This is a genomic window from Sphingopyxis indica (assembly GCF_900188185.1).
GTDB classification, from domain to species: Bacteria; Pseudomonadota; Alphaproteobacteria; order Sphingomonadales; family Sphingomonadaceae; genus Sphingopyxis; species Sphingopyxis indica.
Window position 1 is genome coordinate 40338 of sequence record NZ_FZPA01000009.1, and the last position, 24390, is coordinate 64727.

At 66.3% G+C, this 24390-nt stretch carries 25 protein-coding genes; 18 read left to right on the forward strand and 7 right to left on the reverse strand.

The window, feature by feature from the left end:
* Positions 1-50 precede the first annotated feature (50 nt).
* Genes CHB69_RS12640 through fghA form a run of 6 tightly spaced genes read left to right on the forward strand, consistent with a single transcriptional unit; the run spans position 51 to position 4242 of the window.
* Entirely contained in the window at positions 51-1163 is a 1113-nt protein-coding gene (locus tag CHB69_RS12640) for an S-(hydroxymethyl)glutathione dehydrogenase/class III alcohol dehydrogenase (protein WP_089216373.1), read from the forward strand.
* An 18-nt stretch (positions 1164-1181) separates the two neighbouring features.
* Positions 1182-1568 carry a VOC family protein gene (locus CHB69_RS12645; RefSeq protein WP_089216374.1) on the forward strand — a complete coding sequence of 129 codons (387 nt, stop codon included), beginning with the start codon at positions 1182-1184 and terminating at the stop codon, positions 1566-1568.
* 1 nt (position 1569) lies between these two features.
* Positions 1570-2442, forward strand: a complete 873-nt coding sequence (gene purU, locus CHB69_RS12650; RefSeq protein WP_089216375.1) for a formyltetrahydrofolate deformylase — start codon at positions 1570-1572, stop codon at positions 2440-2442.
* Positions 2443-2496: 54 nt separating this feature from the next.
* A complete protein-coding gene (locus CHB69_RS12655) occupies positions 2497-2877 on the forward strand; it encodes a VOC family protein (RefSeq protein WP_089216376.1) in 381 nt (126 codons plus the stop codon).
* 13 nt (positions 2878-2890) lie between these two features.
* Positions 2891-3397 (forward strand): prolyl-tRNA synthetase associated domain-containing protein, encoded by a 507-nt coding sequence (locus CHB69_RS12660; RefSeq protein WP_425442423.1) that lies wholly within the window; start codon positions 2891-2893, stop codon positions 3395-3397.
* Complete coding sequence (fghA, locus tag CHB69_RS12665; RefSeq protein ID WP_089216377.1) at positions 3394-4242, forward strand: S-formylglutathione hydrolase; 849 nt, start codon at positions 3394-3396, stop codon at positions 4240-4242. The genes CHB69_RS12660 and fghA overlap by 4 nt, the downstream gene beginning before the upstream one ends.
* A 133-nt stretch (positions 4243-4375) precedes the next feature.
* Here fghA and CHB69_RS12670 read toward each other — a convergent pair whose 3' ends face one another.
* The 5 genes from CHB69_RS12670 to CHB69_RS12690 all read right to left on the reverse strand — a co-directional run bounded on the left by CHB69_RS12670 (position 4376) and on the right by CHB69_RS12690 (position 9288).
* Positions 4376-5353, reverse strand: coding sequence for a quinone oxidoreductase family protein (locus tag CHB69_RS12670; protein ID WP_089216378.1), 978 nt, complete (start codon positions 5351-5353; stop codon positions 4376-4378).
* A gap of 181 nt (positions 5354-5534) precedes the next feature.
* Entirely contained in the window at positions 5535-7304 is a 1770-nt protein-coding gene (locus tag CHB69_RS12675; RefSeq protein ID WP_089216379.1) for a DEAD/DEAH box helicase, read from the reverse strand.
* 145 nt (positions 7305-7449) lie between these two features.
* A complete protein-coding gene (locus CHB69_RS12680; RefSeq protein ID WP_089216380.1) occupies positions 7450-8628 on the reverse strand; it encodes a BaiN/RdsA family NAD(P)/FAD-dependent oxidoreductase in 1179 nt (392 codons plus the stop codon).
* A 7-nt stretch (positions 8629-8635) separates the two neighbouring features.
* Complete coding sequence (locus tag CHB69_RS12685; RefSeq protein ID WP_089216381.1) at positions 8636-8815, reverse strand: hypothetical protein; 180 nt, start codon at positions 8813-8815, stop codon at positions 8636-8638.
* Positions 8812-9288 (reverse strand): GreA/GreB family elongation factor, encoded by a 477-nt coding sequence (locus CHB69_RS12690; RefSeq protein ID WP_089216481.1) that lies wholly within the window; start codon positions 9286-9288, stop codon positions 8812-8814. The genes CHB69_RS12685 and CHB69_RS12690 overlap by 4 nt, the downstream gene beginning before the upstream one ends.
* 160 nt (positions 9289-9448) lie before the next feature.
* Here CHB69_RS12690 and CHB69_RS12695 point away from each other — a divergent pair, with 160 nt between their 5' ends.
* The 4 genes from CHB69_RS12695 to CHB69_RS12710 all read left to right on the forward strand — a co-directional run bounded on the left by CHB69_RS12695 (position 9449) and on the right by CHB69_RS12710 (position 12162).
* Positions 9449-9970 (forward strand): sigma-70 family RNA polymerase sigma factor, encoded by a 522-nt coding sequence (locus CHB69_RS12695; protein WP_089216382.1) that lies wholly within the window; start codon positions 9449-9451, stop codon positions 9968-9970.
* A 1-nt stretch (position 9971) separates the two neighbouring features.
* The gene (locus tag CHB69_RS12700; RefSeq protein WP_089216383.1) at positions 9972-10607 is read left to right on the forward strand and encodes an NrsF family protein; all 636 of its coding nucleotides are present in this window, start codon (positions 9972-9974) and stop codon (positions 10605-10607) included.
* Positions 10608-10671: 64 nt separating this feature from the next.
* Complete coding sequence (locus tag CHB69_RS12705; protein WP_089216384.1) at positions 10672-11409, forward strand: head GIN domain-containing protein; 738 nt, start codon at positions 10672-10674, stop codon at positions 11407-11409.
* A gap of 42 nt (positions 11410-11451) precedes the next feature.
* The gene (locus tag CHB69_RS12710) at positions 11452-12162 is read left to right on the forward strand and encodes a head GIN domain-containing protein (RefSeq protein ID WP_089216385.1); all 711 of its coding nucleotides are present in this window, start codon (positions 11452-11454) and stop codon (positions 12160-12162) included.
* Positions 12163-12311: 149 nt separating this feature from the next.
* Here CHB69_RS12710 and CHB69_RS12715 read toward each other — a convergent pair whose 3' ends face one another.
* The gene (locus CHB69_RS12715; protein ID WP_089216386.1) at positions 12312-13115 is read right to left on the reverse strand and encodes an SDR family oxidoreductase; all 804 of its coding nucleotides are present in this window, start codon (positions 13113-13115) and stop codon (positions 12312-12314) included.
* A 111-nt stretch (positions 13116-13226) separates the two neighbouring features.
* Here CHB69_RS12715 and CHB69_RS12720 point away from each other — a divergent pair, with 111 nt between their 5' ends.
* The 8 genes from CHB69_RS12720 to CHB69_RS12755 all read left to right on the forward strand — a co-directional run bounded on the left by CHB69_RS12720 (position 13227) and on the right by CHB69_RS12755 (position 22255).
* Complete coding sequence (locus CHB69_RS12720; protein ID WP_089216387.1) at positions 13227-13739, forward strand: hypothetical protein; 513 nt, start codon at positions 13227-13229, stop codon at positions 13737-13739.
* Positions 13740-13750: 11 nt separating this feature from the next.
* Positions 13751-14749, forward strand: coding sequence for a TonB family protein (locus CHB69_RS20165; protein WP_170935549.1), 999 nt, complete (start codon positions 13751-13753; stop codon positions 14747-14749).
* Between the two features lie 89 nt (positions 14750-14838).
* Positions 14839-15105: a hypothetical protein gene (locus tag CHB69_RS12730; RefSeq protein ID WP_089216388.1), complete on the forward strand. Its 267-nt coding sequence runs from the start codon at positions 14839-14841 to the stop codon at positions 15103-15105.
* Positions 15106-15216: 111 nt separating this feature from the next.
* Positions 15217-17949 (forward strand): preprotein translocase subunit SecA, encoded by a 2733-nt coding sequence (gene secA, locus CHB69_RS12735; protein WP_089216389.1) that lies wholly within the window; start codon positions 15217-15219, stop codon positions 17947-17949.
* A 266-nt stretch (positions 17950-18215) separates the two neighbouring features.
* Entirely contained in the window at positions 18216-19613 is a 1398-nt protein-coding gene (locus CHB69_RS12740; RefSeq protein ID WP_089216390.1) for a circularly permuted type 2 ATP-grasp protein, read from the forward strand.
* Positions 19614-19743: 130 nt separating this feature from the next.
* On the forward strand, positions 19744-20685 hold the full coding sequence (locus CHB69_RS12745) for an alpha-E domain-containing protein (RefSeq protein WP_089216391.1): 942 nt from the start codon (positions 19744-19746) through the stop codon (positions 20683-20685).
* Positions 20682-21491, forward strand: coding sequence for a transglutaminase family protein (locus CHB69_RS12750; protein WP_425442425.1), 810 nt, complete (start codon positions 20682-20684; stop codon positions 21489-21491). The genes CHB69_RS12745 and CHB69_RS12750 overlap by 4 nt, the downstream gene beginning before the upstream one ends.
* Before the next feature lie 32 nt (positions 21492-21523).
* Entirely contained in the window at positions 21524-22255 is a 732-nt protein-coding gene (locus tag CHB69_RS12755; RefSeq protein WP_089216392.1) for a proteasome-type protease, read from the forward strand.
* Positions 22256-22363: 108 nt separating this feature from the next.
* On the opposite strand, the gene acs is transcribed toward CHB69_RS12755, so the two are convergent.
* Positions 22364-24328: an acetate--CoA ligase gene (acs, locus tag CHB69_RS12760; protein WP_089216393.1), complete on the reverse strand. Its 1965-nt coding sequence runs from the start codon at positions 24326-24328 to the stop codon at positions 22364-22366.
* Between the last annotated feature and the right edge of the window lie 62 nt (positions 24329-24390).

Here is a 24390-nt window from a genome sequence, read left to right on the forward strand (position 1 = left end):
GCATTGCCGCCCCATTTGCCTGATTGGAGCGCCCGAGAAGGAGACCGCCCATGAAGACCCGCGCCGCCGTTGCGTTCGAAGCGAAGAAGCCGCTCGAAATCGTCGAACTCGATCTGGAAGGCCCGAAGGCGGGCGAGGTGCTGGTCGAGATCATGGCGACCGGCATCTGCCATACCGACGCCTATACGCTGGGCGGCTTCGACAGCGAGGGCATCTTCCCGAGCGTGCTGGGGCATGAGGGCGCGGGCGTCGTGCGTGAGGTCGGCGCGGGCGTCACCAGCGTCGTCCCCGGCGATCATGTGATTCCGCTCTACACCCCCGAATGCCGCCAGTGCAAAAGCTGCCTTTCGGGCAAGACCAACCTCTGCACCGCGATCCGCGCGACGCAGGGCAAGGGACTGATGCCCGACGGCACGACGCGTTTCAGCTACAAGGGCCAGCCGATCTTTCACTATATGGGCTGTTCGACCTTCTCGAACTTCACCGTGCTGCCCGAGATCGCGGTGGCGAAAATCCGCGAGGACGCGCCGTTCCAGTCGAGCTGCTACATCGGCTGCGGCGTGACCACCGGCGTGGGCGCGGTGATCAACACCGCCAAGGTGCAGGTCGGCGACAATGTCGTCGTCTTCGGGCTTGGCGGCATCGGGCTCAACGTGATTCAGGGCGCGCGGCTTGCCGGGGCGAACAAGATCATCGGCGTCGACATCAATCCGGCGCGCGAAGAATGGGGCCGCAAGTTCGGCATGACCGAATTTTTGAACTCGAAAGGCATGAGCCGCGAGGATGTCGTCGCGGCGATCGTCCGAATGACCGACGGCGGCGCCGATTACACCTTCGACGCGACGGGCAATACCGAAGTGATGCGGACGGCGCTCGAGGCCTGCCACCGCGGCTGGGGCACCTCGATCATCATCGGCGTCGCCGAGGCGGGCAAGGAGATTGCGACGCGGCCGTTCCAGCTCGTCACCGGCCGCAACTGGCGCGGCACCGCGTTCGGCGGCGCCAAGGGCCGCACCGACGTGCCGAAGATCGTCGACATGTATATGCAGGGCAAGATCGAGATCGACCCGATGATCACCCACGTCATGGGGCTGGAAGACATCAACAAGGGCTTCGACCTGATGCACGCGGGCGAGAGCATCCGCAGCGTCGTCGTTTACTGACGCGGAGAGGGACACGCCATGTTCAGCCATGTGACCCTGGGGTCGAACGACATCGCCGCGAGCAAGCGCTTTTACGACGCGATCCTCGGCGTGCTCGGCGCGCCCGAGGGGGTGATCGACGAGCGCGGGCGGCTTATCTATATGCACGTCGGCGGCCGGCTGGTGATCACGCGGCCGGTCGATGGCAAGGCGGCGGCGTGCGGAAACGGCCACACGCTCGGCTTTCTCGCATCGACGCCCGCGGCGGTCGATGCGTGGCACGCCGCGGGGGTCGCGAACGGCGGCACCACCGCCGAAGACCCGCCGGGCGTCCGCAACGCGACCGAGGGGCGGGTCGTCTATCTCGCCTATCTGCGCGATCCCGACGGCAACAAACTCTGCGGCTTTCACAAGATTTCGGGCTGACATGGCCGGAGATCGCGGGCCCGCCTATGTGCTGACCTTCAGCTGCGTCGATGCCGTGGGTATCGTCGCGGCGGTGACGGGGCTGCTCGCACAGCGCGACGGCTTCATCCTCGATAGCCAGCAATATGCCGACCTCGATTCGGGGCGCTTCTTCATGCGCGTCGCATTTCGCGGTGCGGGGCCGCGCTTCCCCGAAGGGCTGGACGCGGTGCGCGCCGCCTTTGCGCCGGTCGTCACCCGCTTCCATATGGACGCACGGATCAGCGACGCGGGCGCCAAGCCGCGCTTCGTCATCGCGGTGTCGCAGGGCAGCCACTGCCTCAACGACCTCTTGCACCGCTGGTCGACCGGCAACCTTGCGATCGACATCGTCGGCGTCGTGTCGAACCATCAGCATCTGCGCCGCCTGACCGAATGGCACGGGTTGCCGTTCCACTATCTGCCCGTCGACAAGGACAATCGCGAGAGCCAGGAAGCCGCGATCCTGAAGGTGATGGCCGAGGGCGAGGCCGACTATCTGGTGCTCGCGCGCTATATGCAGATATTGTCGGAGGAGCTGTCGGCGAGCCTTGCGGGCCGCTGCATCAACATCCATCACAGCTTTCTGCCGGGTTTCAAGGGCGCGAAGCCCTATCACCGTGCGCACGAGCGCGGGGTCAAGCTGATCGGCGCGACCGCGCATTTCGTCACCAGCGATCTCGACGAAGGGCCGATCATCGAACAGGCGGTCGAGCGCGTCGATCATCGCGACTCGGTCGAGGCGCTGATCCGTATCGGCCGCGACATCGAGGCACAGGTGCTCGCGCGCGCGGTGCGCTGGGTCGCCGAACAGCGGGTGCTGATCGACGGACGCAAGACGGTGGTCTTTCGCTAGGCTATCGAACAATATAAGTCCCGAATTGCAACGAATCAGGAGGAGGCAGAGGCGATGTACAGTCACAATATGGTCGGGTCGAACGACCTCGACGCATCGAAGAAATTCTATGACGCGACCTTTCAGGCGATCGGCGGCAAGCCGGGGATCGTCGACGACAAGGGGCGCCTGATCTACATGCACAATGGCGGGCTGTTCCTCGTCACCGCACCGATCGACGGCCAGCCGGCGACGGTCGGCAACGGCTGCACGATCGGCTTTGCGATGGACGGCCCCGAGCAGGCCGACGCATGGCACAAGGCCGGCGTCGAGAATGGCGGCACCGCGATCGAAGATCCGCCGGGTATTCGCGAAGGCGGTTTCGGCCAGCTCTATCTCGCCTATCTGCGCGATCCGTCGGGCAACAAGCTTTGCGCGCTGCACCGCGTCGTCTGAGCGCGCCAGCGGGATGATGCGCGGCGAAGACGGATTGCTGGCGGACCTCGATGCGCTCGCCATCCCCTTTGCCGCGCACGAGCATGTCGCGGTGTTCACCGTTGCCGAGAGCGACGCGGTGAACGCCGCGATCCCCGGCGCGCATACCAAGAATCTGTTCCTCAAGGATGCGGGCGGCGCCTTCTGGCTCGTCACCGTGCCGGGCGAAAGCCGCGTCGACCTGAAGGCACTGCCCGCCGCGATCGGCTGCAAGCGCGTGAGCTTCGGCAGGGCCGACGACATGCAGCGGCTGCTCGGCATCGCGCCCGGCTCGGTGACGCCGCTCGCCGCGATCAACGCCGCGCCGGGAAGCATCACGGTGGTGCTCGACGCAGGGCTCGCCGCGGCGCCGCGCGTCAACGTCCATCCGCTGCGCAACACCGGCACGCTCGGCCTGCCCGGCGCCGCCATACTGGACCTGCTGCGCCATTGGGGCCATGATCCCAAGACCGCCCCCATCCCGATGCAGGACAGCGCATGACCCTCGAAACTCTCTCGACCAACCGCAGCCACGGCGGCACCCAGGGCGTCTATCGGCACAAGAGCGCGACGACCGGCACCGACATGAGCTTCGCGATTTTCGTCCCCGACAATCCGGAGGGCGCGAAGCTGCCCGTGCTCTGGTATCTGTCGGGGCTGACCTGCACCCACGCCAATGTCATGGAAAAGGGCGAATATCGCGCTGCCTGCGCGCAGCATGGCGTCATCTTCGTCGCGCCCGACACCAGCCCGCGCGGCGAGGGCGTGCCCGACGACCCCGACGGCGCATGGGACTTCGGGCTCGGCGCGGGCTTCTACGTCGATGCGACCGCGGAGCCGTGGGCGGCGAACTACCGTATGCGCTCCTATGTCGAGGACGAGCTGCCGTCGCTGATCCTGCGCGACTTTCCCGCGGCCGACATGACGCGGCAGGGGATCAGCGGCCATTCGATGGGCGGCCATGGTGCGCTCACCGTCGCGCTGCGCACCCCCGACCGCTTCCGCTCGGTCTCGGCCTTTGCGCCGATCGTCGCGCCGATGCACTGCCCGTGGGGCGAAAAGGCGCTGTCGAACTATCTCGGCGAGGATCGCGAGGCGTGGGCCGCCTATGACGCCTGTGCGCTGATCGCCGGCGGCGCGCGCCTGCCCGACCTGCTCGTCGACCAGGGCGAGGCCGATAGCTTCCTCGAAGAACAGCTCAAGACGCATCTGCTGGCCGAGGCTTGCGAAAAGGCCGGGCAGAAAGCGACGATCCGGATGCAGCCCGGATACGACCACAGCTATTATTTCATCTCGACCTTCATGGCCGAGCATGTCGGCTGGCACGCCGAGCGGTTGAAGGCTTGACCAGAAAAAGCCCCTCCTCTTCAGAGGAGGGGTTTGGGGTGGTGGCGAGCTTGGGACAAGCTCGCTCGGGCATCGAGCCCGACCGAGCTTCACCACCCCCGTCCCCTCCTCTGAAGAGGAGGGGCTTGGAGCCTTACGGCACCAGCAACGTCGATCCCGTCGTCCGCCCCGCCTCCAGATCTTCGTGCGCCCGCGCCGCCTCGCGCAGCGGATAGCGCTGGCCGATCGTCACCTCGACCGCGCCGCTGCCGATCATTTCGAACACCCGCGCCGCGCCCGCCGCGCGCTCGCCGGGGTCGAGATAATAGTCGAACAATGTCGGGCGCGTGACGAACTGCGAACCGTGCTGCGCGAGTATGCCCAGGTTGACGCCGCTTACCGGGCCGCCGGCATTGCCATAGCTGACGATCAGCCCGCGCCGCGCGGTGGCCTTCAGCGAAACCTCCCACGTCGCCATGCCGATGCCGTCGAAGGTCACCGGCACGCCCTGGCCGTCGGTGATTTCGCGGACGTGCGCAGCGACATCCTCCTCCTTGTAGCGGATGACATGGTCGGCGCCGGCTTCGCGCGCGGCATGTCCCTTGGCTTCGGTGCTGACGGTGCCGATCACCGTCGCGCCGACCGCCTTCAGCCACTGGACGAGGATCAGCCCGACCCCGCCCGCGGCGGCATGGACGAGCACCGGCCAGCCCGCCTCGACCTTCGCACAGCGCTCGACGAGCGCCTCGACGGTGCATCCCTTGAGCAGCGCCGCGGCGGCGGTCTCGTCCTCGATGTCGGCGGGGAGCTTGAACAGCGAGGACGCCTTGACGAAGCGCGCGCTCGCATAGGCGCTGCGCTCGGGGCCGAAGGTCGCGACGCGGTCGCCGGGCTCGAGTGCATGGACGCCTTCGCCGACCGACAGGACCTCACCCGCGGCCTCCATCCCGAGCCCGCCCGGCAGCTCGACGGGATAGGTGCCGTCGCGGTGATAGGTGTCGATATAGTTGAGCCCCACCGCGGTCTGGCGGACGAGCACCTGCCCGGGGCCGGGGGTGCCGAGCGCAACCTCGCGCCATTCGATGACCTCTGGACCGCCCTGCTTTTCGATATATGCCTGGATCGCCTGCATCTGCCGTCTCCTGCCGCCGCCAATCTGGAGCGTGGGGCGGGGCGGTGCAAGGGCGATTGCGGCCTGTATGGGACGTCATTGCGAGGAGCCGAAGGCGACGCGGCAATCCAGAAGCCAGCTTGAACCGCCCTGGATTGCTTCGCTCCGCTCGCAATGACGGTTCAAGCCAATGCTATTCCCTTTACCCCTGCCGGCCCTTCTTGCCCTTGGCATAGGGCTTCGCCTTGAAACCGCCGCCGGGCTTGCCCTGTCCATGGGGTTTGCGCGGGCCGTCGCCGCGCGGGCCGCCCTTGAACGGCCGCTTGTCGCGCCGCGGCGGATAGCTGCTGCCCTCGGGCGCGGGGGTGATGGTGACGCCGCTGTCGTCTTCGCCGCCGTCGCGGCCCGCGGTGCGCTCGACCGCCTCGGCGAAGCGGTCGGCGATGGCGAGCGGGATGTTGAACAGCGTCTCGTTCGGCCCGATGCGGATCGCCCCGATCTCGTTTTTCGTCACATGGCCGCGGCGGCAGAGCAAAGGCAGGATCCAGCGCGGATCGGCATTCTGGCGCCGCCCCACGTCGAGCCGGAACCAGACGCTGTCGTCGAAGCCTTCGCGGCGCGGGGTCCGGTCGGGACGCTCGCCGCGTTCGCCGCGTGCCGGCGGGCCATTGTCGATCAGTTCCTCGGGGGGCGGCATGGTCGCGCGGTGCGCGCGGACGAGGCTCGCGGCGATGTCCTCGGGCGAGCGCTCGGCGAGCAGCCGCTGCGCGAGTTCGAGGTCGTCGGCCTCATGCTCGACGGGGGCAAGCAGCGCCTCGATCAGCCGCTCCTGATCGCGCGCGCGCACATCGGCGGCGGTCGGCGCCGGCATCCATTGCGCTTCGATCTTCGCGCCGCGCAGCATCGCATCGACGCGGCGACGGCGCGGATAGGGGACGATCAGCACCGCCGTCCCTTTTTTCCCCGCGCGCCCGGTGCGGCCCGAGCGGTGCTGGAGCGTTTCGGCATCGCGCGGGATTTCGACATGGACGACGAGGCTCAGACTCGGCAGGTCGATCCCGCGCGCCGCGACGTCGGTTGCGACGCACACGCGCGCGCGGCGATCGCGCAGCGCCTGCAGCGCATGGTTGCGCTCGTTCTGGCTATGCTCGCCCGACAGCGCGACCGCCGCGAAGCCGCGGTTGACCAGCCGCGCGTGCAGGCGGCGGACGTTGTCGCGGGTCGCACAGAACAGCATCGCGGTATCGGCTTCGTGCAGGCGAAGCAGGTTGATCACCGCGCCTTCGATATCGGCGGGCGCGACGGTGACGACCTGATAGGCGATGTCGCCATGCCCGCGCGTGTCGCCGACGGTCGAAATGCGCAGCGCGTCCTTCTGATAGCGTTTGGCGAGCTGGGCGATCGGCTTGGGAATTGTTGCCGAAAACAACAGGGTGCGGCGCGTTGCGGGGGTCGCGTCGAGGATTTCTTCGAGGTCCTCGCGAAAGCCCATGTCGAGCATCTCGTCGGCCTCGTCGAGCACCGCGACGCGCAGCGCCGCAAGGTCGAGCGCGCCGCGCTCCAGATGGTCGCGCAGACGTCCGGGCGTTCCGACGACGATATGCACGCCCTGATTGAGCGCGCGTCGCTCGCGGCTGGCGTCCATGCCGCCGACGCAGGTAGCGATGCGCGCGCCGGCTTGCGCATAGAGCCAGCCGAGTTCGCGGCTGACCTGCAAGGCCAGCTCGCGCGTCGGCGCGACGATCAGCGCCAGCGGAGCGCTCGCAAAGGGCAGGCGCCCGTCCGCGAGCAGTTCGTCCGCCATCGCGAGACCGAAGGCGACGGTCTTGCCCGACCCGGTCTGCGCCGACACGAGCAGGTCGCGGCCGTGCGCCTCGGCCTCGGTGACCTGCGCCTGCACGGGAGTGAGCGCTTCATAGCCGCGCGCGGTGAGGGCGTCCGAAAGGACGGGTGAAAGATGGTCGAAAGTCATTTTGTTCTTCTTTTCCGTGGCGGATTATGCCCGCCAATTTCTGTTCGTCACCCCGGACTCGATCCGGGGTCCATAATCCAAAGGGAGAGCATTGGCGCATGGATGCCGGATCAAGTCCGGCATGACGATCGGTTAACCCATTTTCCTAAAGCGCCCGTCCCGCCGCATATCCGCTGGCCCAGGCCCATTGAAAATTATAGCCGCCCAGCCACCCGGTGACGTCCACGGCTTCGCCGACCGCATAGAGGCCTGCGACGCTTTTGGCCATCATTGTTTGCGATGACAGGCCGGCGGTCGAAATGCCGCCCGCGGTAACCTCCGCCTTGGCAAAGCCTTCGGTGCCGTTCGGATGAAAGGTCCAGCGCTTCAGCCGCGTCTCGGCGCCGGCGAGCTTGCGGTCCGCCTGCGCGCCGAGTTCGCCGGGCAGCGTCAGGCGCTCGGCGAGCGTCTGCGCGAGCCGGTCGGGCAGGACGCCGCCGAGCGCGGCGGCAAGCGTCGCGCGCGGCCGCGACCGCTTCGCTTCGACCAGCCAGCCGGGCGCGGCATCGGGCAGGAAGTCGATCGTCACCGGCTCGCCGTGGCGCCAATAGCTGCTCGCCTGCAGGATCGCGGGGCCGGAAAGCCCGCGGTGGGTGAACAGCGCCGCCTCGCGAAACGCCGCCTTGCCCGCGCGCGCCTCGACCGGCGTCGCGACCCCTGACAGCTCACGAAAGAGCACATCCTCACCGCCGAGCGTCAGCGGCACCAGCGCGGGGCGCGGCTCGACGACTTTCAGCCCGAAATGCCGCGCGAGGTCATAGGCGAAGCCGCTCGCGCCCATCTTGGGGATCGACGGCCCGCCGGTTGCGATCACCAGATTGGGCGCGGCGAAGGCGCGGTCGCCAAAGGTCACGCGGAACAGGCCATCGCCATGCTCGACGCCGCGCACCGGCGCGCCGCAGCGCACGTCGACCCCGCCCTTCGCCGCTTCGTCGAGCAGCATCGCGACGACCGCCTTCGCCGATCGGTCGCAGAACAGCTGCCCCAGCGTCTTTTCGTGCCACGCGATGCCATAGGCGTCGACGAGCGCGATGAAATCGGCCGGCGTGTAGCGCGCGAGCGCCGATTTGGCGAAATGCGGGTTCGCCGACAGATAGCGCTCGGGAACGGTGTGGATATTGGTGAAGTTGCAGCGCCCGCCGCCCGAGATCAATATCTTCTTGCCCACCTGCTCGGCATGGTCGAGCAGCAGCACGCGCCGCCCGCGCTGCCCGGCGACGGCCGCGCACATCAACCCGGCCGCGCCGGCACCCAGCACGATGGCGTCGTAGTCGTTCGTCGTCATCGTATCGTCAGTGCAGCTTCGCGATCGACAGGCCGTCCTGCTTGGCGCGCACCTTCACCGATTCCTCGCTGCGGGTCAGCGCCTTGGCGATCGCTTTGAGCGCCATGCCCTTTTTCGCGAGCATGTGCAGCTTCTGCACCTCGGCGGGCGTCCAAGGCTGCTTGTGGCGTTCGAACCGGTCCTTCATGCCTGCACCTTCGCATCGGCCACAGCGGCGAGAATTTCGATCGCATCCTCGCGGCCCTGAAATGCCACCATATCGCCTGCCTCGGCGCGCATCAGCGCGCGGCCGAGCGGCGCGGTGAAGGCGATCAGTCCGGCGGCGGGATCGGCCTCGTCGTGTCCGACGATCGTCGCCGCGCGCTCGGCGCCGTTCAGCGCATAGCGCACCGCGCTGCCGACCCCGACGACGCCGTTTTCCGGCGCGGCCTGCACCTCTGCGGTCGCGTGGCGCGTCGCGACATAGCGCTGGCGGCGCTGTAATTTCTTGCGCGCCTCGACATCGGCTTCGGCGGCGATCGCGGCTTCGAGCGCGGCAAGTTCTTCGCCAAGCAGGCGGAGGCCGCGCGGCGTGACCAGATTCGCACCCGGCGGGATCGGCCATTCGAAGACCGGCTCCATATGCTCGTCATCGCTTTCGCGGCGGAACGCTACGCTCACTATTCTCTCGCTTTCGGGGAGGGGAGCCGCCTTGTGCCAGCCGAAGGTGGCGACAAGATGGCGCGCGTAACCTTTGCCGCCGCGGCGCCGAATGACGGACGATGCCACCCTCATCCTGCCTCTCGCGCTCCGCCGCCGCCCCCGCTAGGGTGCGCGTCCGATGAGCATCGACGAGCCTTCGCTGGCGCGGCTGATGGCGGCGGCGCAGCGCGGCGACCGCGCCGCCTATCGCGCGCTGCTCGCCGATTGCCGCCGCTGGCTGACGCGCTATTTCGCGCGCCGCATCGCGCCGCACGCGGTCGACGATCTGGTGCAGGAAACGCTCGTCTCGCTGCACCGCAAGCGCGCGACATGGGACAGCGGCCGCGCCTTCCTGCCGTGGCTCGCGGCGATCGCGCGCTATCGCTGGATCGACATGCTGCGGCGGCAGAAGGACGAAGCCGAGCTCGGCGAAGGCGACGCCGCGGTCGCGGCCGGGGACGAGGCGGTCAACGCGCGGCTCAGCCTCGAACGCCTGCTCGGCCTGCTTCCGGCGGGGCAGGCGCAGGCGATCACACTGGTCAAGATCGAGGGTGCCTCGATCGCCGAGGCGTCGCGGATCACGGGGCAGAGCGAATCGCTCGTCAAGGTGAATATCCATCGCGGGCTCAGGAAGCTCGCGGGGCTGGTGGAAAGCGAATGAGATGAAGAATGCGTCGATCGACGAGCTGATCGAGGGGCTGGCCGACGACCTGGGCCCGGTGCGCCCGCGCCGGATCGCGCGCGGCTGGCTGCTTGTCGGCGCGGGCTGGCTCGCGGCCGCGGTGCTGCTCCTCCGGGCCTTCGGGATGCGCCACGATGTCGCCGCGATGCCCGAAATGTCGATGCTGTGCTTCTGGCTCATCGCCGCGGTCGCGGTCGCGGCGATCGGCAGCGCGCTGCGCATGGGACTGCCCGGCGTCGGGCGCGACTATAGCGGCTGGCGCTGGGCGGGGCTCGCGGCGCTCGCGTTGCCGGTCGCGGCGCTGTTCGTCGCGATGGGCGATGGCCGTGCGGCGGCGCAGGCGATGCACGACGACGGGCGCTGCCTGTTCGTCGGCTTGCTCGCCGGGCTCGGCGTCGGCGGCGCACTCTTTGCGTGGCTGCGCGCGGGGGCACCGACCTCGCCGACCCGTGCCGGCTGGGTCATCGGGCTCGCCGCGGGCGCGTCGGGCGCGACCGTCACGGCGCTGCATTGCCCGGTCGACAATATCGTCCATATCGCATTGTGGCACGGCGGCGCGGTGCTGATCGCGACGCTGGCCGGCCGCCTCGCGCTGCCGCGATGGCTGCGCTGGTAGGACCGCTTCGCGCTGGACAGATTCCGATTGTGTGTTATCTATCTAACACACAAGGAGATCGACGATGCGAATCTGGACGACAATGGCGATTTTACCGCTGGTGCTGGCGAGCGCGACCGGTTGCAGCGGCAAGGACAATAGCGGCGCGACGCGCCCCGCCGACATGGGCCCGGCGACGACGAAAGCATATGCGCTCGACGGTTTCACCGGGGTCGAGATGGCGGGCCCCTATGACGTCACCATCCGCCACGGCGATGCCTTCTCGATCCAGGCGAAGGGGCCGCAGGCCGAACTCGATCAGCTCGAAATCGAACGCCACGGCGCGACGCTGTCGATCGGCCGCAAGCGGAGTAGCTGGAGCTTCGGCGATCATGACGAGGTTTCGATCGCCATCACCATGCCCAAGGTCGAAAAGCTGAAGCTCACCGGATCGGGCTCGATCGACGCCGACAGCGTCGAGGGCGATGCGGCCGAGGCGGCGGTCACCGGATCGGGCGACCTCAAGATCGCGAAGCTGACCGCAACCAGCGCCAAACTCACCATGTCGGGATCGGGCGAGCTGGAAGTGTCCGGCGGCAAGATCGGTTCGGGCGACGTCGGCGTCACCGGATCGGGTGACATCGAAGCCGGCGGGCTCGTTGCCGATACGCTCGACGTTTCGGTGACCGGCTCGGGCAATGTCGAGGCGCAGGCAATCAGGACGGCCGACGTCCGGGTGCTCGGATCGGGCGACGTCAAGATCGGCGGCGGCGCGAGCTGCTCGACGAGCAAGACCGGTTCGGGCGACATCGTCTGCGGCTGATCGCGCGCTGGCGCAGGCGCGGCAGGCGGGCTAGGACAGGGCATGACCATGCTCCACCGATACGCCGCGCTCGCGGTGGCCTTCGCACTCGGCGCCGCACCCGCTTCGGCGGCCGAGAAGCGTTACGGGCTGACCAGCTTCGAAACGATCGAGGTCGATGCCGATGTCGCGGTGATCGTGACTGCGCGCGCGCCGGTCAGCGCGGTCGCGACGGGATCGCAGGATGCCCTCGACCGGTTGAGCGTCGAATCGCAGGGTGGCAAGCTGGTGATCAAGATGCGCCGATTTGCCGGTGACGAAGAGCGCGCGAAGGGCGACCGCTCGGCGACCGTGCGCGTCAACGCCGCCAATCTGCGCGCGGCGATGGTCGCGGGTGCGGGGTCGCTCGAAATCGACACGTTGCGCGGCGACCGCGTCGATATCGGGCTGCACGGACCGGGGCGGCTGGTGGTCGGAAAGATCGACGCCGACCGGCTTTCGGTGGCGATGATCGGCAACGGCACGATGACGCTCAGCGGCGCGGCCAAGCGCGGCGAAATATTGCTGTCGGGCGCGGGCGCGGTCGATGCGGGCGGGCTCGCCATCGACAATCTGACGAGCGACAGCGAAGGCGCGGGCGACCATCGCTTCCGCGCGGTCAAGAGCGCGAACATCACCGCGCGCGGGGCCGGAAAGACCGTCGTGCTCGGCCGGCCGACCTGCACTGTGCGCAACGTCGGCAGCGGCACCGTGGAGTGCGGGATCGAACGTTAGCGGCTGTCCTCTTTCATTGTAGCGTGCGTGCTCCCGCGAAGGCGGGAGCCCATCTCCTGCGGGTGCCATTTCGAACCGGCAGGAGATGGGTCCCCGCCTTCGCGGGGACACACGAACTCACTTTGTTCGAAGACAGTCATACCTCTGGTTCAGTGCGCCGCGGTCCCCAATCCATCGACCTTCTTGGACTGTTTCGCGACCAGTCCCGGGAAGAAGCGCGCGAGGCGCGACAGGCGCTTTGCCATCTTGCCGACGGGCACATGCACCTTGTCGCCATGGACCGCGTCCCACGCCGCTTTGGCGACGTCCTCGACGGGCGAAATCTCGAACCCGCTGGCCGCCAGACGGCTCCGCGCGGGCTCGTTGCTGTCGGCGCTGACCTGATCGAGCAGCGGCGTGTCGATGAAGCCCGGCATCAGCGAGCGGACCTTGATGCCATATTTGGCGAATTCGATTTCCAGCGCTTCGGTCAGCCCGCGCACCGCGAATTTGGTCGCCGAATAGACCGCGAGCCCGCCGACGCCATAAAAACCCGACGCCGACCCGGTGTTGAGGATCGCCGAACCCGGCGTCGCGCGCAGCAGCGGCAGCGCCATGTAGATGCCGTTGACCACGCCGCCGAAGTTGATCGCGATCAGCCGGTCGGCCTCGGCAGGCGGCATATCGACGAACTGGCCGCCCGACCCGATCCCCGCGTTGTTGAACAGCACGTCGAGCCGCCCGCCGCTCGCTTTCGCAAATTCGGCGAGCGCCGCCTGCCACTGGTCGCGGTCGCGCACGTCCATGACATGACGCGACGAGGCGCCTTCGGGAAGCAGCGCGGCGGTTTCGTCGATCCCCTGCACGTTGACGTCGGCGACGCCGACGAACCAGCCCTGATCCGCGAAATGGCGTGCGGTGGCGCGCCCGATTCCCGATCCGCCACCGGTGATGAAAATCGCCTTGCGCGCCATGCTGCATCCTCCCTTACATTCGTGTCAGCGAGACAAAATGCGATGGCGCGTCAAAGGTCAAGCGGCAATCGCGGCTTGGCAAGGCCCGCGAAGGCTGGCTATCAACGCCGCATGAATCGTCTGCGTTCGCTGCTCGCCGCCCTTGTCGCCATCGTCCTCGCCGCTGCCGCTCCGGCACAGGCGAAGGTCGTCGTCAGCTTTTACAGCCATGACTTCGGCGAGCGCTTTCCGCACGGCTTCGTCACGCTCAAGGGGCGGGTCGATTCGACGGGTCAGACGGTCAATTACAATTACGGCTTCACCGCGCGTTCGGTGACGCCGGCGATCCTGCTCGGCGCGGTGAAGGGCTATGTGCAGAGCAAGGAAGAGAAATATGTGACGAAAAGCGACCGGCAGTTCAGCGTGACCGTCGACGACGCGACCTATGGCCGGCTGCTGACCAAGGTTCGCGAATGGCAGGATCGCAAGCAGCCAAGCTATGATCTGGGATCGGCGAACTGCGTTCACTTCCTGATGGAAATGGCGGCGACCGCGGGGCTGAAGGTCAATCGCAACAGCGAATATTTCAAGAAGCCCAAGAGCTTCCTCTTGGAGGTCAAGCGACTGAATCCGGGGCTTGAATAAGGGGGGGGACGATGCTGACGATGATGTTGTTGCTGGCGATGCAAGGCGCGCCGGCCCGGGGGGACGAGACCGAAACGGGGCCCGCGCCCGCGACCAACCCCGGAAGTTGGGTCACGAGTTACGATTATCCGGCGAGCGCGATGCGCGAGGAGCGTGAAGGGACGGCGGGGTTCCGGTTGACGATCGGAACCGACGGCCTGCCCACCCGCTGCGAAATCACCGCGCCGAGCGGCCATGCCGACCTCGACGCCGAAACCTGCCGATTGATTATGGAACGTGCGCGCTTCACGCCGGGGCGCAACGCGCGCGGCGAAGCGGTCGGCGGAACCTATAGCAACCGGATACGTTGGCAGATTCCCGAAGGAAGCGATCATGCGGTGGAGGTCGCGGGCTTCGGACTCGATACGGTACAGGAAAGCTGGCCGCGCGGCGCGATTCCCGACGACGCCTTCACGCGGATCGATCCCGCCGCTCATTATCCGCCGGCCGCGCTCGCCGCGCGCGAGCAAGGCACCGTCCATATGGAGTTAGCCGTCGATAGCGCCGGACGGGTTTCAGCGTGCAAGGTCAATGAGAGCAGCCTGTCGGCAGCGCTCGACGACGCGGCGTGCGCGCTGATGCACAGCGAAGGCAAATTCTCCCCAGCTCTCGACAGCGACGGCAAGCCGACCAAGGGCGTCCTTGCGGCGAAATTCCGCTGGGCGCTGCCGGATCAGGTGCGCGAAGGCGGCGAAGGCGTATCAGTGGCGCCCGACCCTGACTTTCCGATGGGCGAACCGGGCAGCGCGACGATGACCGTGCTGGTCGGCGCCGACGGCCGTGTTCAGGATTGCCGCTTTTCGAACACGGGCAAGTTCGGAGCCGCGCCGAACGGCATGACGCCGTGCGACATGTTCGGGCGGCAGACGCGCTATACGCCCTTCACCGACGCGGACGGCAGGCCAGTCGCAAAACGCGTGATCCTGCGCAGCGACCTGACAATCGAGGATGCGCCCGCCGCGATCCAGTAGCTGGAGCGCTGGACGTGGCGCCGCTTTCATCCTATATTCAGCGTCCAGCGGACACTAAGCCGTTCGCTGGAACGAAAGAGGGGCCTTACTTGCGTTTATTCCTGACCCTGCTCGCGCTGCTGACCGGCCTTGCCGGCGCGGATCGCGCGCAGGCGGCGCCGGTTACGCCGGCGGCGATGGGGACGCTCGTGATGCTCGCCGAAAGCGCCGCGCAGTCGGACAATGCCGACAAGGCGCGCCGGCCGGCCGATCCGCCGCCCTCGCGCCGCGCCTCATGCGGTTGCCGCAAGCCGGTGCCTCCGGCGCCACCCTATCTGCCGGGCATCCTCGGCCGGTCGGACCGCGCCCTCGAATAGCTTTTTCGGCCGGGCGATCCTCGCCTGACCGTCTCTTCGCGGCTGCATCGCGTGCGGCCGGGCAGCCCGTCGCGTTGCCGCCTTCAGCATAGAAAAATCAAGGAAACCAGTATGTTCGGCAGCATTGCCAAAAGCCTTTTCGGCTCGTCCAACGACCGCTACGTCAATTCGATCCGCAAGATCGTCGACAGGATCAACGCTTTCGAGCCGCAGATGGAAGCGTTCGACGACGCGGCGCTGCAGGCGCAGACGCCGAAATTCCGCGAGCGGCTCGCCGCGGGCGAAACACTCGACGACCTGTTGCCCGAAGCCTTTGCGACGGTGCGCGAGGCGGCGCGGCGCACGCTCGGGATGCGCCATTTCGACGTTCAGATGATCGGCGGCATTGTCCTCCACCGCGGCGAGATCGCCGAAATGGCGACGGGTGAGGGCAAGACGCTGATGGCGACGCTGCCCGTCTATCTGAACGCGCTCGAAGGGAAGGGCGTTCATGTCGTGACGGTGAACGACTATCTCGCCCGCCGCGACGCCGAATGGATGGGCGAGGTCTATAGCTTCCTCGGCCTCACCACCGGCGTGATCGTCCCGAACCTCAACGAAATGCAGCGGCGCGAGGCGTATAACAGCGACATCACCTATGCGACGAACAACGAACTCGGCTTCGATTATCTACGCGACAATATGAAGTTCGAACGCTCACAGATGGTCCACCGTCCGTTCAACTTCGGCATCGTCGACGAGGTCGACTCGATCCTGATCGACGAGGCGCGCACGCCGCTGATCATCTCCGGCCCGACCGACGACAAGTCCGAACTCTATATCCGCGTCAACGAGGTGGTCCACCAGCTCGGCGAAGAGGATTATGAGAAGGACGAGAAGTCGAAGTCGATCAGCCTGACCGAAGAGGGCACCGAGCATGTCGAGCGGCTGCTCGAAGCCGCCGGGCTGCTCCAGGGCAGCAATCTTTACGACATCGAGAACACCCAGGTCGTCCATCACGTCAATCAGGCGCTGAAGGCCATCGTGATGTTCCGCCGCGATACCGACTATATCGTCAAGGACGGCAAGGTGGTCATCATCGACGAATTCACGGGCCGCATGATGGACGGGCGCCGCTGGTCCGACGGCTTGCACCAGGCGGTCGAGGCCAAGGAAGGCGTGCAGATCGAGCCCGAGAACCAGACGCTCGCGTCGATCACCTTCCAGAATTATTTCCGCATGTATCCCAAACTTTCGGGCATGACCGGCACCGCGGCGACCGAGGCGGCGGAATTTTTCGAAATCTACAAGATGAACGTCGTCACCATCCCGACGAACCGCCCGATCGCGCGGATCGACGAGGAGGACGAGTTCTACAAGAATATCACCGACAAGTTCGGTGCGATCGCGCGCACGATCCGCGAGGCGAACGAGCGCGGCCAGCCGGTGCTCGTCGGCACCGTCTCGATCGAGAAGTCGGAGCTGCTCTCCTCCTATCTCGAAAAGGAAGGCGTGCCGCACAGCGTTCTGAACGCCCGTTTCCACGAGAGCGAGGCGCATATCGTCGCGCAGGCCGGCCGCTCGGGCGCGGTGACGATCGCGACCAATATGGCGGGGCGCGGCACCGACATCAAACTGGGCGGCAGCGAGGAATTCCGCATCGAGGACGAGCTTCGCGATATGCCCGAAGGCCCCGAGCGCGACGCCGCGATTGCGCGCATCCGCGCCGAAGTCGCCGCCGAACGCGAGGCGGTGAAGACCGCGGGCGGGCTGTTCGTACTCGCGACCGAACGCCACGAAAGCCGCCGCATCGATAATCAGCTGCGCGGCCGTTCGGGGCGCCAGGGCGACCCCGGCCTGTCGAAATTCTACCTCTGCCTCGACGACGACCTCTTGCGCATCTTCGGTCCCGACACGCTGTTCGCCAAGATGATGAACAAGAATCTCGAGGATGGCGAGGCGATCGGATCGAAATGGCTGTCGAAGGCGATCGAGACCGCGCAGAAGAAGGTCGAGGCGCGCAACTATGACATCCGCAAACAGGTCGTCGAATATGACGATGTGATGAACGACCAGCGCAAGGTCATCTATGACCAGCGCGGCGAGATCATCGACAGCGAGACGGTCGACGAAGCGATGCTCGGTATGCGTGCCGAGACGGTCAATGCGATCGTCGCCGACGCCTGCCCGCCGGGAAGCTATCCCGAACAGTGGGACATCGAGGGGATGAAGGCGCGCGTCGCCGACATTCTCCAGCTCGATCCGCCGATCGACGACTGGATGCAGGAAGATGCGGTCGATCCCGAAATCTTCGAGGAGCGCATCCAGGCGCTCGCCGATGCGGCCGCTGCCGAAAAGGCGGCGCAGGTCGATCCCGAAACCTGGCGCGGCATCGAAAAGTCGATCCTCCTCCAGACGCTCGACCATCATTGGAAAGAACATCTCTCGACGCTCGACGCGCTGCGTCAGGTCGTCTTCCTGCGCGCCTATGCGCAGAAGCAGCCGATCAACGAATATAAGGCCGAGGCGTTCGCACTGTTCGAACGCATGTTGCAGAATATCCGGGAGGATGTGACGCGCACCGTCGCGCGGATCGATTTCCAGTTCCAGGAACCCGAACCGATGCCGCTCCCCGAGCTGCCCGACTTTCTGACGACGCACATCGACCCCTTTACCGGCGAGGACAATAGCGCCGACATCGACGGCGGCGCGCTGGGCGTTATCGCCGACACGCTGCCCCCCATGCAGGTGCCGAAGCCGTCGGCGCGCGGCGAAAATCCCTATGCGGGAATGGACATCAGCCGCAACGCGCCCTGCCCGTGCGGGTCGGGCCGCAAATACAAGCATTGCCACGGCGCGATGTAGTCGCGCGTCGCCCCCGCGAAGGCGGGGGCCGTTGGCCACCTTTTCCTGCCCCGCCGTGTAAACCGCCAGCGGCCCCCGCCGTCGCGGGGGCGACGAACACACTCGCTTGCCAAGGCACGCGGCGCCGATTAGCATCCCTTCCATAAGCTTGGCGGCCACGAAGCCGGCAGGCGCGCAGCAGCAGGGACATCGGCGCCGTGCCTCTTGCACGGCGATGGACGGCATGTCTGCGTGGAAAGGGTCGGAGTATCAGCTTCTTCGACGAAATGACGGATGAAGGCGGCGGCGTCCGGCCGTCCTATCGCGACTATTTCGAATGGTTCGACCGCGAGGACGCGCTTCGCATCCACCGCAAGGCGCAGCAGGCCGAAGCCTTTTTCCGCACCATCGGCATCACCTTCAACGTCTATGGCGACGCCGACGCCGACGAGCGGCTGATCCCGTTCGACGTCGTGCCGCGGATCATCGCGGCGCGCGAATGGCGGCGGCTGTCGCGCGGGATCGAGCAGCGCGTGCGCGCGCTCAACGCCTTCCTCCACGACATTTATCACCGGCAGGAAATCCTGCGCGCGGGCCGCGTGCCGGTCGATCTGATCGCGCGCAACGATGCCTTTCTGCCGATGATGATGGGGATGGACCCGCCCGGCGGCATCTATACGCATATCAGCGGCATCGACATCGTCCGCACCGGCCCCGACGAATTCTATGTGCTCGAGGACAATGCCCGCACACCCTCGGGCGTTTCCTATATGCTCGAAAATCGCGAAACGATGCTCCAGATGTTTCCCGAGCTGTTCGCGAAGGTCGCGGTGCGCGAGGTCGGCGACTATCCGATCAACCTTTTGAAATCGCTGTCGGCCTGCGCGCCTCCGATGTGCGGGGGGACGCCCACCGTGGCGGTGCTCACCCCCGGCATCCACAACAGCGCCTATTTCGAGCACAGCTTCCTCGCCGACCAGATGGGCGCCGAGCTGGTCGAAGGACATGATCTGCGCGTCGTCGACGGGCGCATCGCGATGCGCACGACGCAGGGGTATAGGGCGATCGACGTCCTCTATCGCCGCGTCGACGATGATTTCCTCGATCCACTGAACTTTCGGCCCGACTCGCTGCTCGGGGTGCCCGGGATCTGGGATGTCTATCGCGCCGGCGGCATCACCATTGCCAATGCGCCGGGCACCGGCATCGCCGACGACAAGGCGCTCTATAGCTATATGCCCGACATCATCGAATTTTATACGGGCGAAAAGGCACTGTTGCCCAATGTGCCGACGTGGCGCTGCTCCGAAGAGGAGCATTGCCGCGAAGTGCTCGACCGCCTGCCCGAGCTGGTGGTGAAAGAGGTTCACGGGTCGGGCGGCTACGGTATGCTTGTCGGCCCCGCGGCGAGCAAGCGCGAGATCGCGGCGTTTCGCAAGAAGCTGGAGGCAAACCCCGCCAATTATATCGCGCAGCCGACGCTCTCGCTGTCGACCGTGCCGATCTTCACCAAGGCCGGCCTTGCCCCGCGTCACGTCGACCTGCGGCCGTTCGTCCTGATGTCGCCCCAGGGGCTGACGATCACCCCGGGCGGGCTGACGCGCGTGGCGATGAAACGCGGGTCTTTGGTCGTCAATTCGAGCCAGGGCGGCGGGACCAAGGATACGTGGGTGCTGGAGGATTGATGGCGGCGAGTGTCGATCTTCTTCGTCATTGCGAGCGAAGCGAAGCAATCCAGGGTGGTTTGCGCTCGCTCTGGATTGCCGCGTCGTCTTCGGCTCCTCGCAATGACGATGCTTTCGAGGGTGTCGTCCCATGCTAGGCAAGACCGCCGGAGCCCTGTTCTGGATGGCGCGCTATCTTGAGCGTAGCGAGAATAATGCGCGACTGATCGACGCCGGTTTCCGCATCGCGCTGACGCGCTGGCAGACCGCGCCGTCCGAATGGAAGTCGATCCTCGGCACCGCAGGCGTCGATCAGGCCTTCATGGCGGCGCACGACGATTATAGCTCGGCACGCGTCGTCGATTTTCTGCTGCGCGATCCGGCCAATCCGTCGAGTATCGTGTCGCTCCTGAAACGCGCGCGCGACAATGCGCGCACCGCGCGGACGGCGCTGACGCGCGAGGTATGGGAAGCGGTGAACACGAGCTGGATGACGCTCACCGGCCTGCTCAGGCGGCAGGTGCGCGAGGACGACCTGCCCGACGTGCTCGCGGCGATCCGGCAGCAGAATGCGCAGGTGCGCGGCGTGCTTGCGGGGACGATGCTGCGCGACGACGGCTATAATTTCGCGCGGCTCGGCACCTTCCTGGAGCGCGCCGACAACACCGCGCGCATCCTCGACGTCAAATATTATCTGCTGCTCCCCTCGGTTGCGCATATCGGCAGCTCGATCGACAATGTGCAGTGGGAGACGATCCTGCGCTCGGTGTCGGCGCACCGCGCCTATCGCTGGCTTTACGGGGCGGAAATCAGCGCGCTCAAGATCGCCGAATTTCTGATCCTCTATCGCCAGATGCCGCGCAGCCTCGCCTTCTGCTGCGACAAGATGCAGGATAATCTCGACTGGCTGCAGCGCGGCTATGGCGAAGAAACCGAGGCAGGGCGGATGGCGCGCACGATCTGCCGCGACAAGCTGTCGGCGCCGATCCAGTCGATCTTCGACGGCGGCCTGCACGAATATCTGCGCGGCTTTCTGACGGCCAACGCCATGCTCGCGCAACAGATCGAGCGCGATTACCGGTTCGTGGAATGACGATGAAGCTGCTGGTCGACCATATCACCCATTATCAATATGATGCCCCGGTCGGCTATGCGTTGCAGCAGGTGCGGCTGACACCCAAGGACCGTCCGGGACAGCAGAGCGTCCACGGCTGGACGATCGAGGTCGAGGGCGCCGAGAAGCAGCTTCACTATACCGACCATCATGGCAATGGCGTCGACCTGATCGCGGTGGGCAGCGGCGCGCGCGAACTCGTTGTCCGCTGCCGCGGCGAGGTCGAACTGCACACATGGGACGGCGTGATCGGCGCGCACCGCGGCGCAATGCCGCTGTGGAGTTTCCTTCAGCCGACCGCGCTGACCCGCGCGGGGCGGCATGTGCGCTCGCTGACCGCGGCGCTGGGGCGCGACTTCGCTTCGGATATCGAACAGGCACATGCGCTGTCGGCGCTGATCCTCGATCGGCTCGCATACAAGGTCGGCGTGACCGATGCCGAGACGAGCGCCGAACAGGCACTCGGCGGCGAGGGCGGGGTGTGCCAGGATCATACCCACATTTTCATCGCCGCGATGCGCCACCTCGGCCATCCGGCGCGCTATGTCTCGGGCTATCTGCGCATGGACGACCGCACCGAACAGGATGCGACCCACGCCTGGGCAGAGGCGCATTTCGACCATATCGGCTGGGTCGGCTTCGACATCAGTAACGGACATTCGCCTGACCAGCGCTATATTCGCGTGGCGACGGGGCTCGACTATCGCGACGCCGCCCCGGTTCGCGGGATGCGCTATGGTGCGGCGCAGGAAAATCTGGTTGTCCAATTGCAGGTCCAGCAATAATCGGGTTTGGACAGCGGGGCGGACGGGATTCGATGACGTATTGCGTAGGTATGCGGCTCAACAAGGGGCTGGTGTTCATGTCGGACACCCGTACCAACGCCGGCGTCGACGATATTTCGCAGGTCCGCAAGATGCGCAGCTGGCATGTGCCCGGGGAGCGTGTCATCACCTTGATGTCGGCGGGCAATCTGGCGACGACGCAGGCGGTGGTCAGCCTGCTGGACGAGCGCACCAAGGCGGCCGAGGAGCGCCATCCGTCGATCCTCGAATCGCCGTCGATGTTCCAGGTCGCGACGACGATCGGCGACGTGCTGCGCGGCATCGTGATGCGCCACAATGACGAAGGCCCCGTCGCCGAATCGATCTTTCGCGCGTCGCTGATCGTCGGCGGACAGATCAAGGGGTCCGAGCCGCGGCTCTTCCTGATCTATCCCGAAGGCAATTTCATCGAGGCGGGCGAGGACAATCCCTTTTTCCAGATCGGCGAAACCAAATATGGCCGGCCGATCATCGTGCGCAGCTATGACCCCGCCATGTCGTTTGAGGATGCGGTGAAGCTGCTGTGCGTATCGTTCGATTCGACGATCCGCGCCAATGCCGGGGTCGACCTGCCGATCGACCTTAAAATCCACGAACGCGACGATTTCACGACCGTGCGCGAGCGCCGCTTCGAGCGCGACGACCCCTATTTCCGGCGCGTGTCGGAAGGGTGGGCCGAGGCGCTTGGAATTGCGCTCGCCGAATTGCCGGACTTTCATTTTTGACAAACGTTGCCCCCGCGCAGGCGGGGGCCGTTGTCGGCCTGACACTTCGGTGCTGCGTAAACCGCCATCGGCCCCCGCCTGCGCGGGGGCGACGTTTGTTCAGCTTATTTACCGATTCTTCCGCCCCTCGATCAGCCCGTCGACCAGGCTCGGGTCGGCAAGGGTCGAGGTGTCGCCGAGCGATCCGAAATCATTCTCCGCGATCTTGCGCAGGATACGCCGCATGATCTTGCCCGAGCGCGTCTTGGGGAGCGCGGTGGTGAAGTGGATATGGTCGGGCGTCGCGATCGGGCCGATCTCGGTGCGCACCTGCTGGCGGAGTTCGGCGAGCAGGTCGTCGTTCGGGTCGACCCCCGCGTTGACCGTGACATAGGCATAGATGCCCTGGCCCTTGATGTCGTGCGGATAGCCGACCACCGCGGCCTCGGCGACCATCTCGTGCAGCACGAGCGCGCTTTCGACCTCGGCGGTGCCCATGCGGTGCCCCGAGACGTTGATGACGTCGTCGACGCGCCCGGTGATCCGCCAATAACCGCCCTCGTCGCGGCGGCAGCCGTCGCCGGTGAAATATTTTCCCATATAGGTCGAAAAATAGGTCTGAACGAAGCGGTCGTGATCGCCATAGACTGTGCGCGCCTGCCCCGGCCAGCTGTGCGTGATGCACAGATTGCCCTCGGCCGCACCGCCGGTCTGTTCGTCGACGAGCACGCCGCCCTCGGCATCGACGAGTTGCGGGCGGACGCCGAAGAAGGGGCGCCCCGCGCTCCCCGGTTGCATCGCGTGCGCTCCGGGCAGGGTGGTCATCATGATCCCGCCGGTTTCGGTCTGCCACCAGGTGTCGATGACCGGAACGCGGCCCTTGCCGACGATGTCGTGATACCAGCGCCACGCCTCCGGGTTGATCGGTTCGCCGACGGTGCCCAGCAGGCGGATCGACGAAAGGTCGTGGTGCGTCACATAATCGTCGCCCTCGCGCATCAGCGCGCGGATCGCGGTGGGTGCGGTGTAGAGGATATTGACCCGATGCTTGTCGACGACGCGCCAGAAGCGGTCGTGGTCGGGAAAATTGGGGATGCCTTCGAACATCAGGGTCGTCGCGCCGTTCTGCAACGGGCCATAGACGACATAGCTGTGCCCGGTGACCCAGCCGATGTCGGCGGTACACCAGAAGATTTCGCCGGGCCGATAGTCGAAGCCGTACCAGAAGGTCGTCGCGGTCCACACCGAATAGCCGCCGACCGTGTGCAGCACCCCCTTGGGCTTCCCCGTCGATCCCGAGGTATAGAGGATGAATAGCGGGTCCTCGGCGTTCATCGGCTCGCACGGGCAGTCGGCGCCGACATCGGCCGAGAGCGCGTCGTACCAATGGTCGCGCCCTTCCTTCATCGCGACGTCGCCGCCGGTGTGCGCGATGACGAGCACCCCCTTCACCGCGACCTTTTCGAGCGCCTTGTCGACATTGGCCTTGAGCGGGATGGTCTTGCCGCCGCGCAGCCCCTCGTCGGCGCAGATCACCCAGTCGCTTGCGCAATCCTCGATGCGGCCGTGGATCGCCTCCGGCGAGAAGCCGCCGAAGATGACGCTGTGGATAGCGCCGATGCGCGCGCAGGCGAGCATCGCGACCGCCCCTTCGGGCACCATCGGCATATAGATGGTGACGCGGTCGCCTTTCTTCACGCCCAGCTTTTTCAGCGTATTCGCCATGCGGATCGTGTCGGCGAGCAGCGCGGCATAGCTGATATGGCGCGTCTCGCCGTCGGGGGCGTCGGGTTCGAAGATGATCGCGGTCCGCTCGCCATGCCCCGCGGCGACATGGCGGTCGAGCGCATTGTGACAGAGGTTGAGGACGCCGTCCTCATACCATTTGATGCTGACCGGGTCGAAGGACCAGTTCGCAATCTTCGTCGGCGCGCGCACCCAGTCGAGCCGCTTCGCCTGCTCGGCCCAGAAAGCGTCGGGATCGGCGATGCTCTCGGCATAGAGCCGATCATAATCGGCGGCCGTGCAGTGCGTGTTCGCGGCGGCGTCGGCGGGGACGGGGACCAGCGGTTCGGAGGGGGGTAGGTCGGACACGTCAGCTTCTCCCGCTTTCGGTTTCAATCGCTTCCCCTGCGATACTCCGCGGGCCGCAAGTT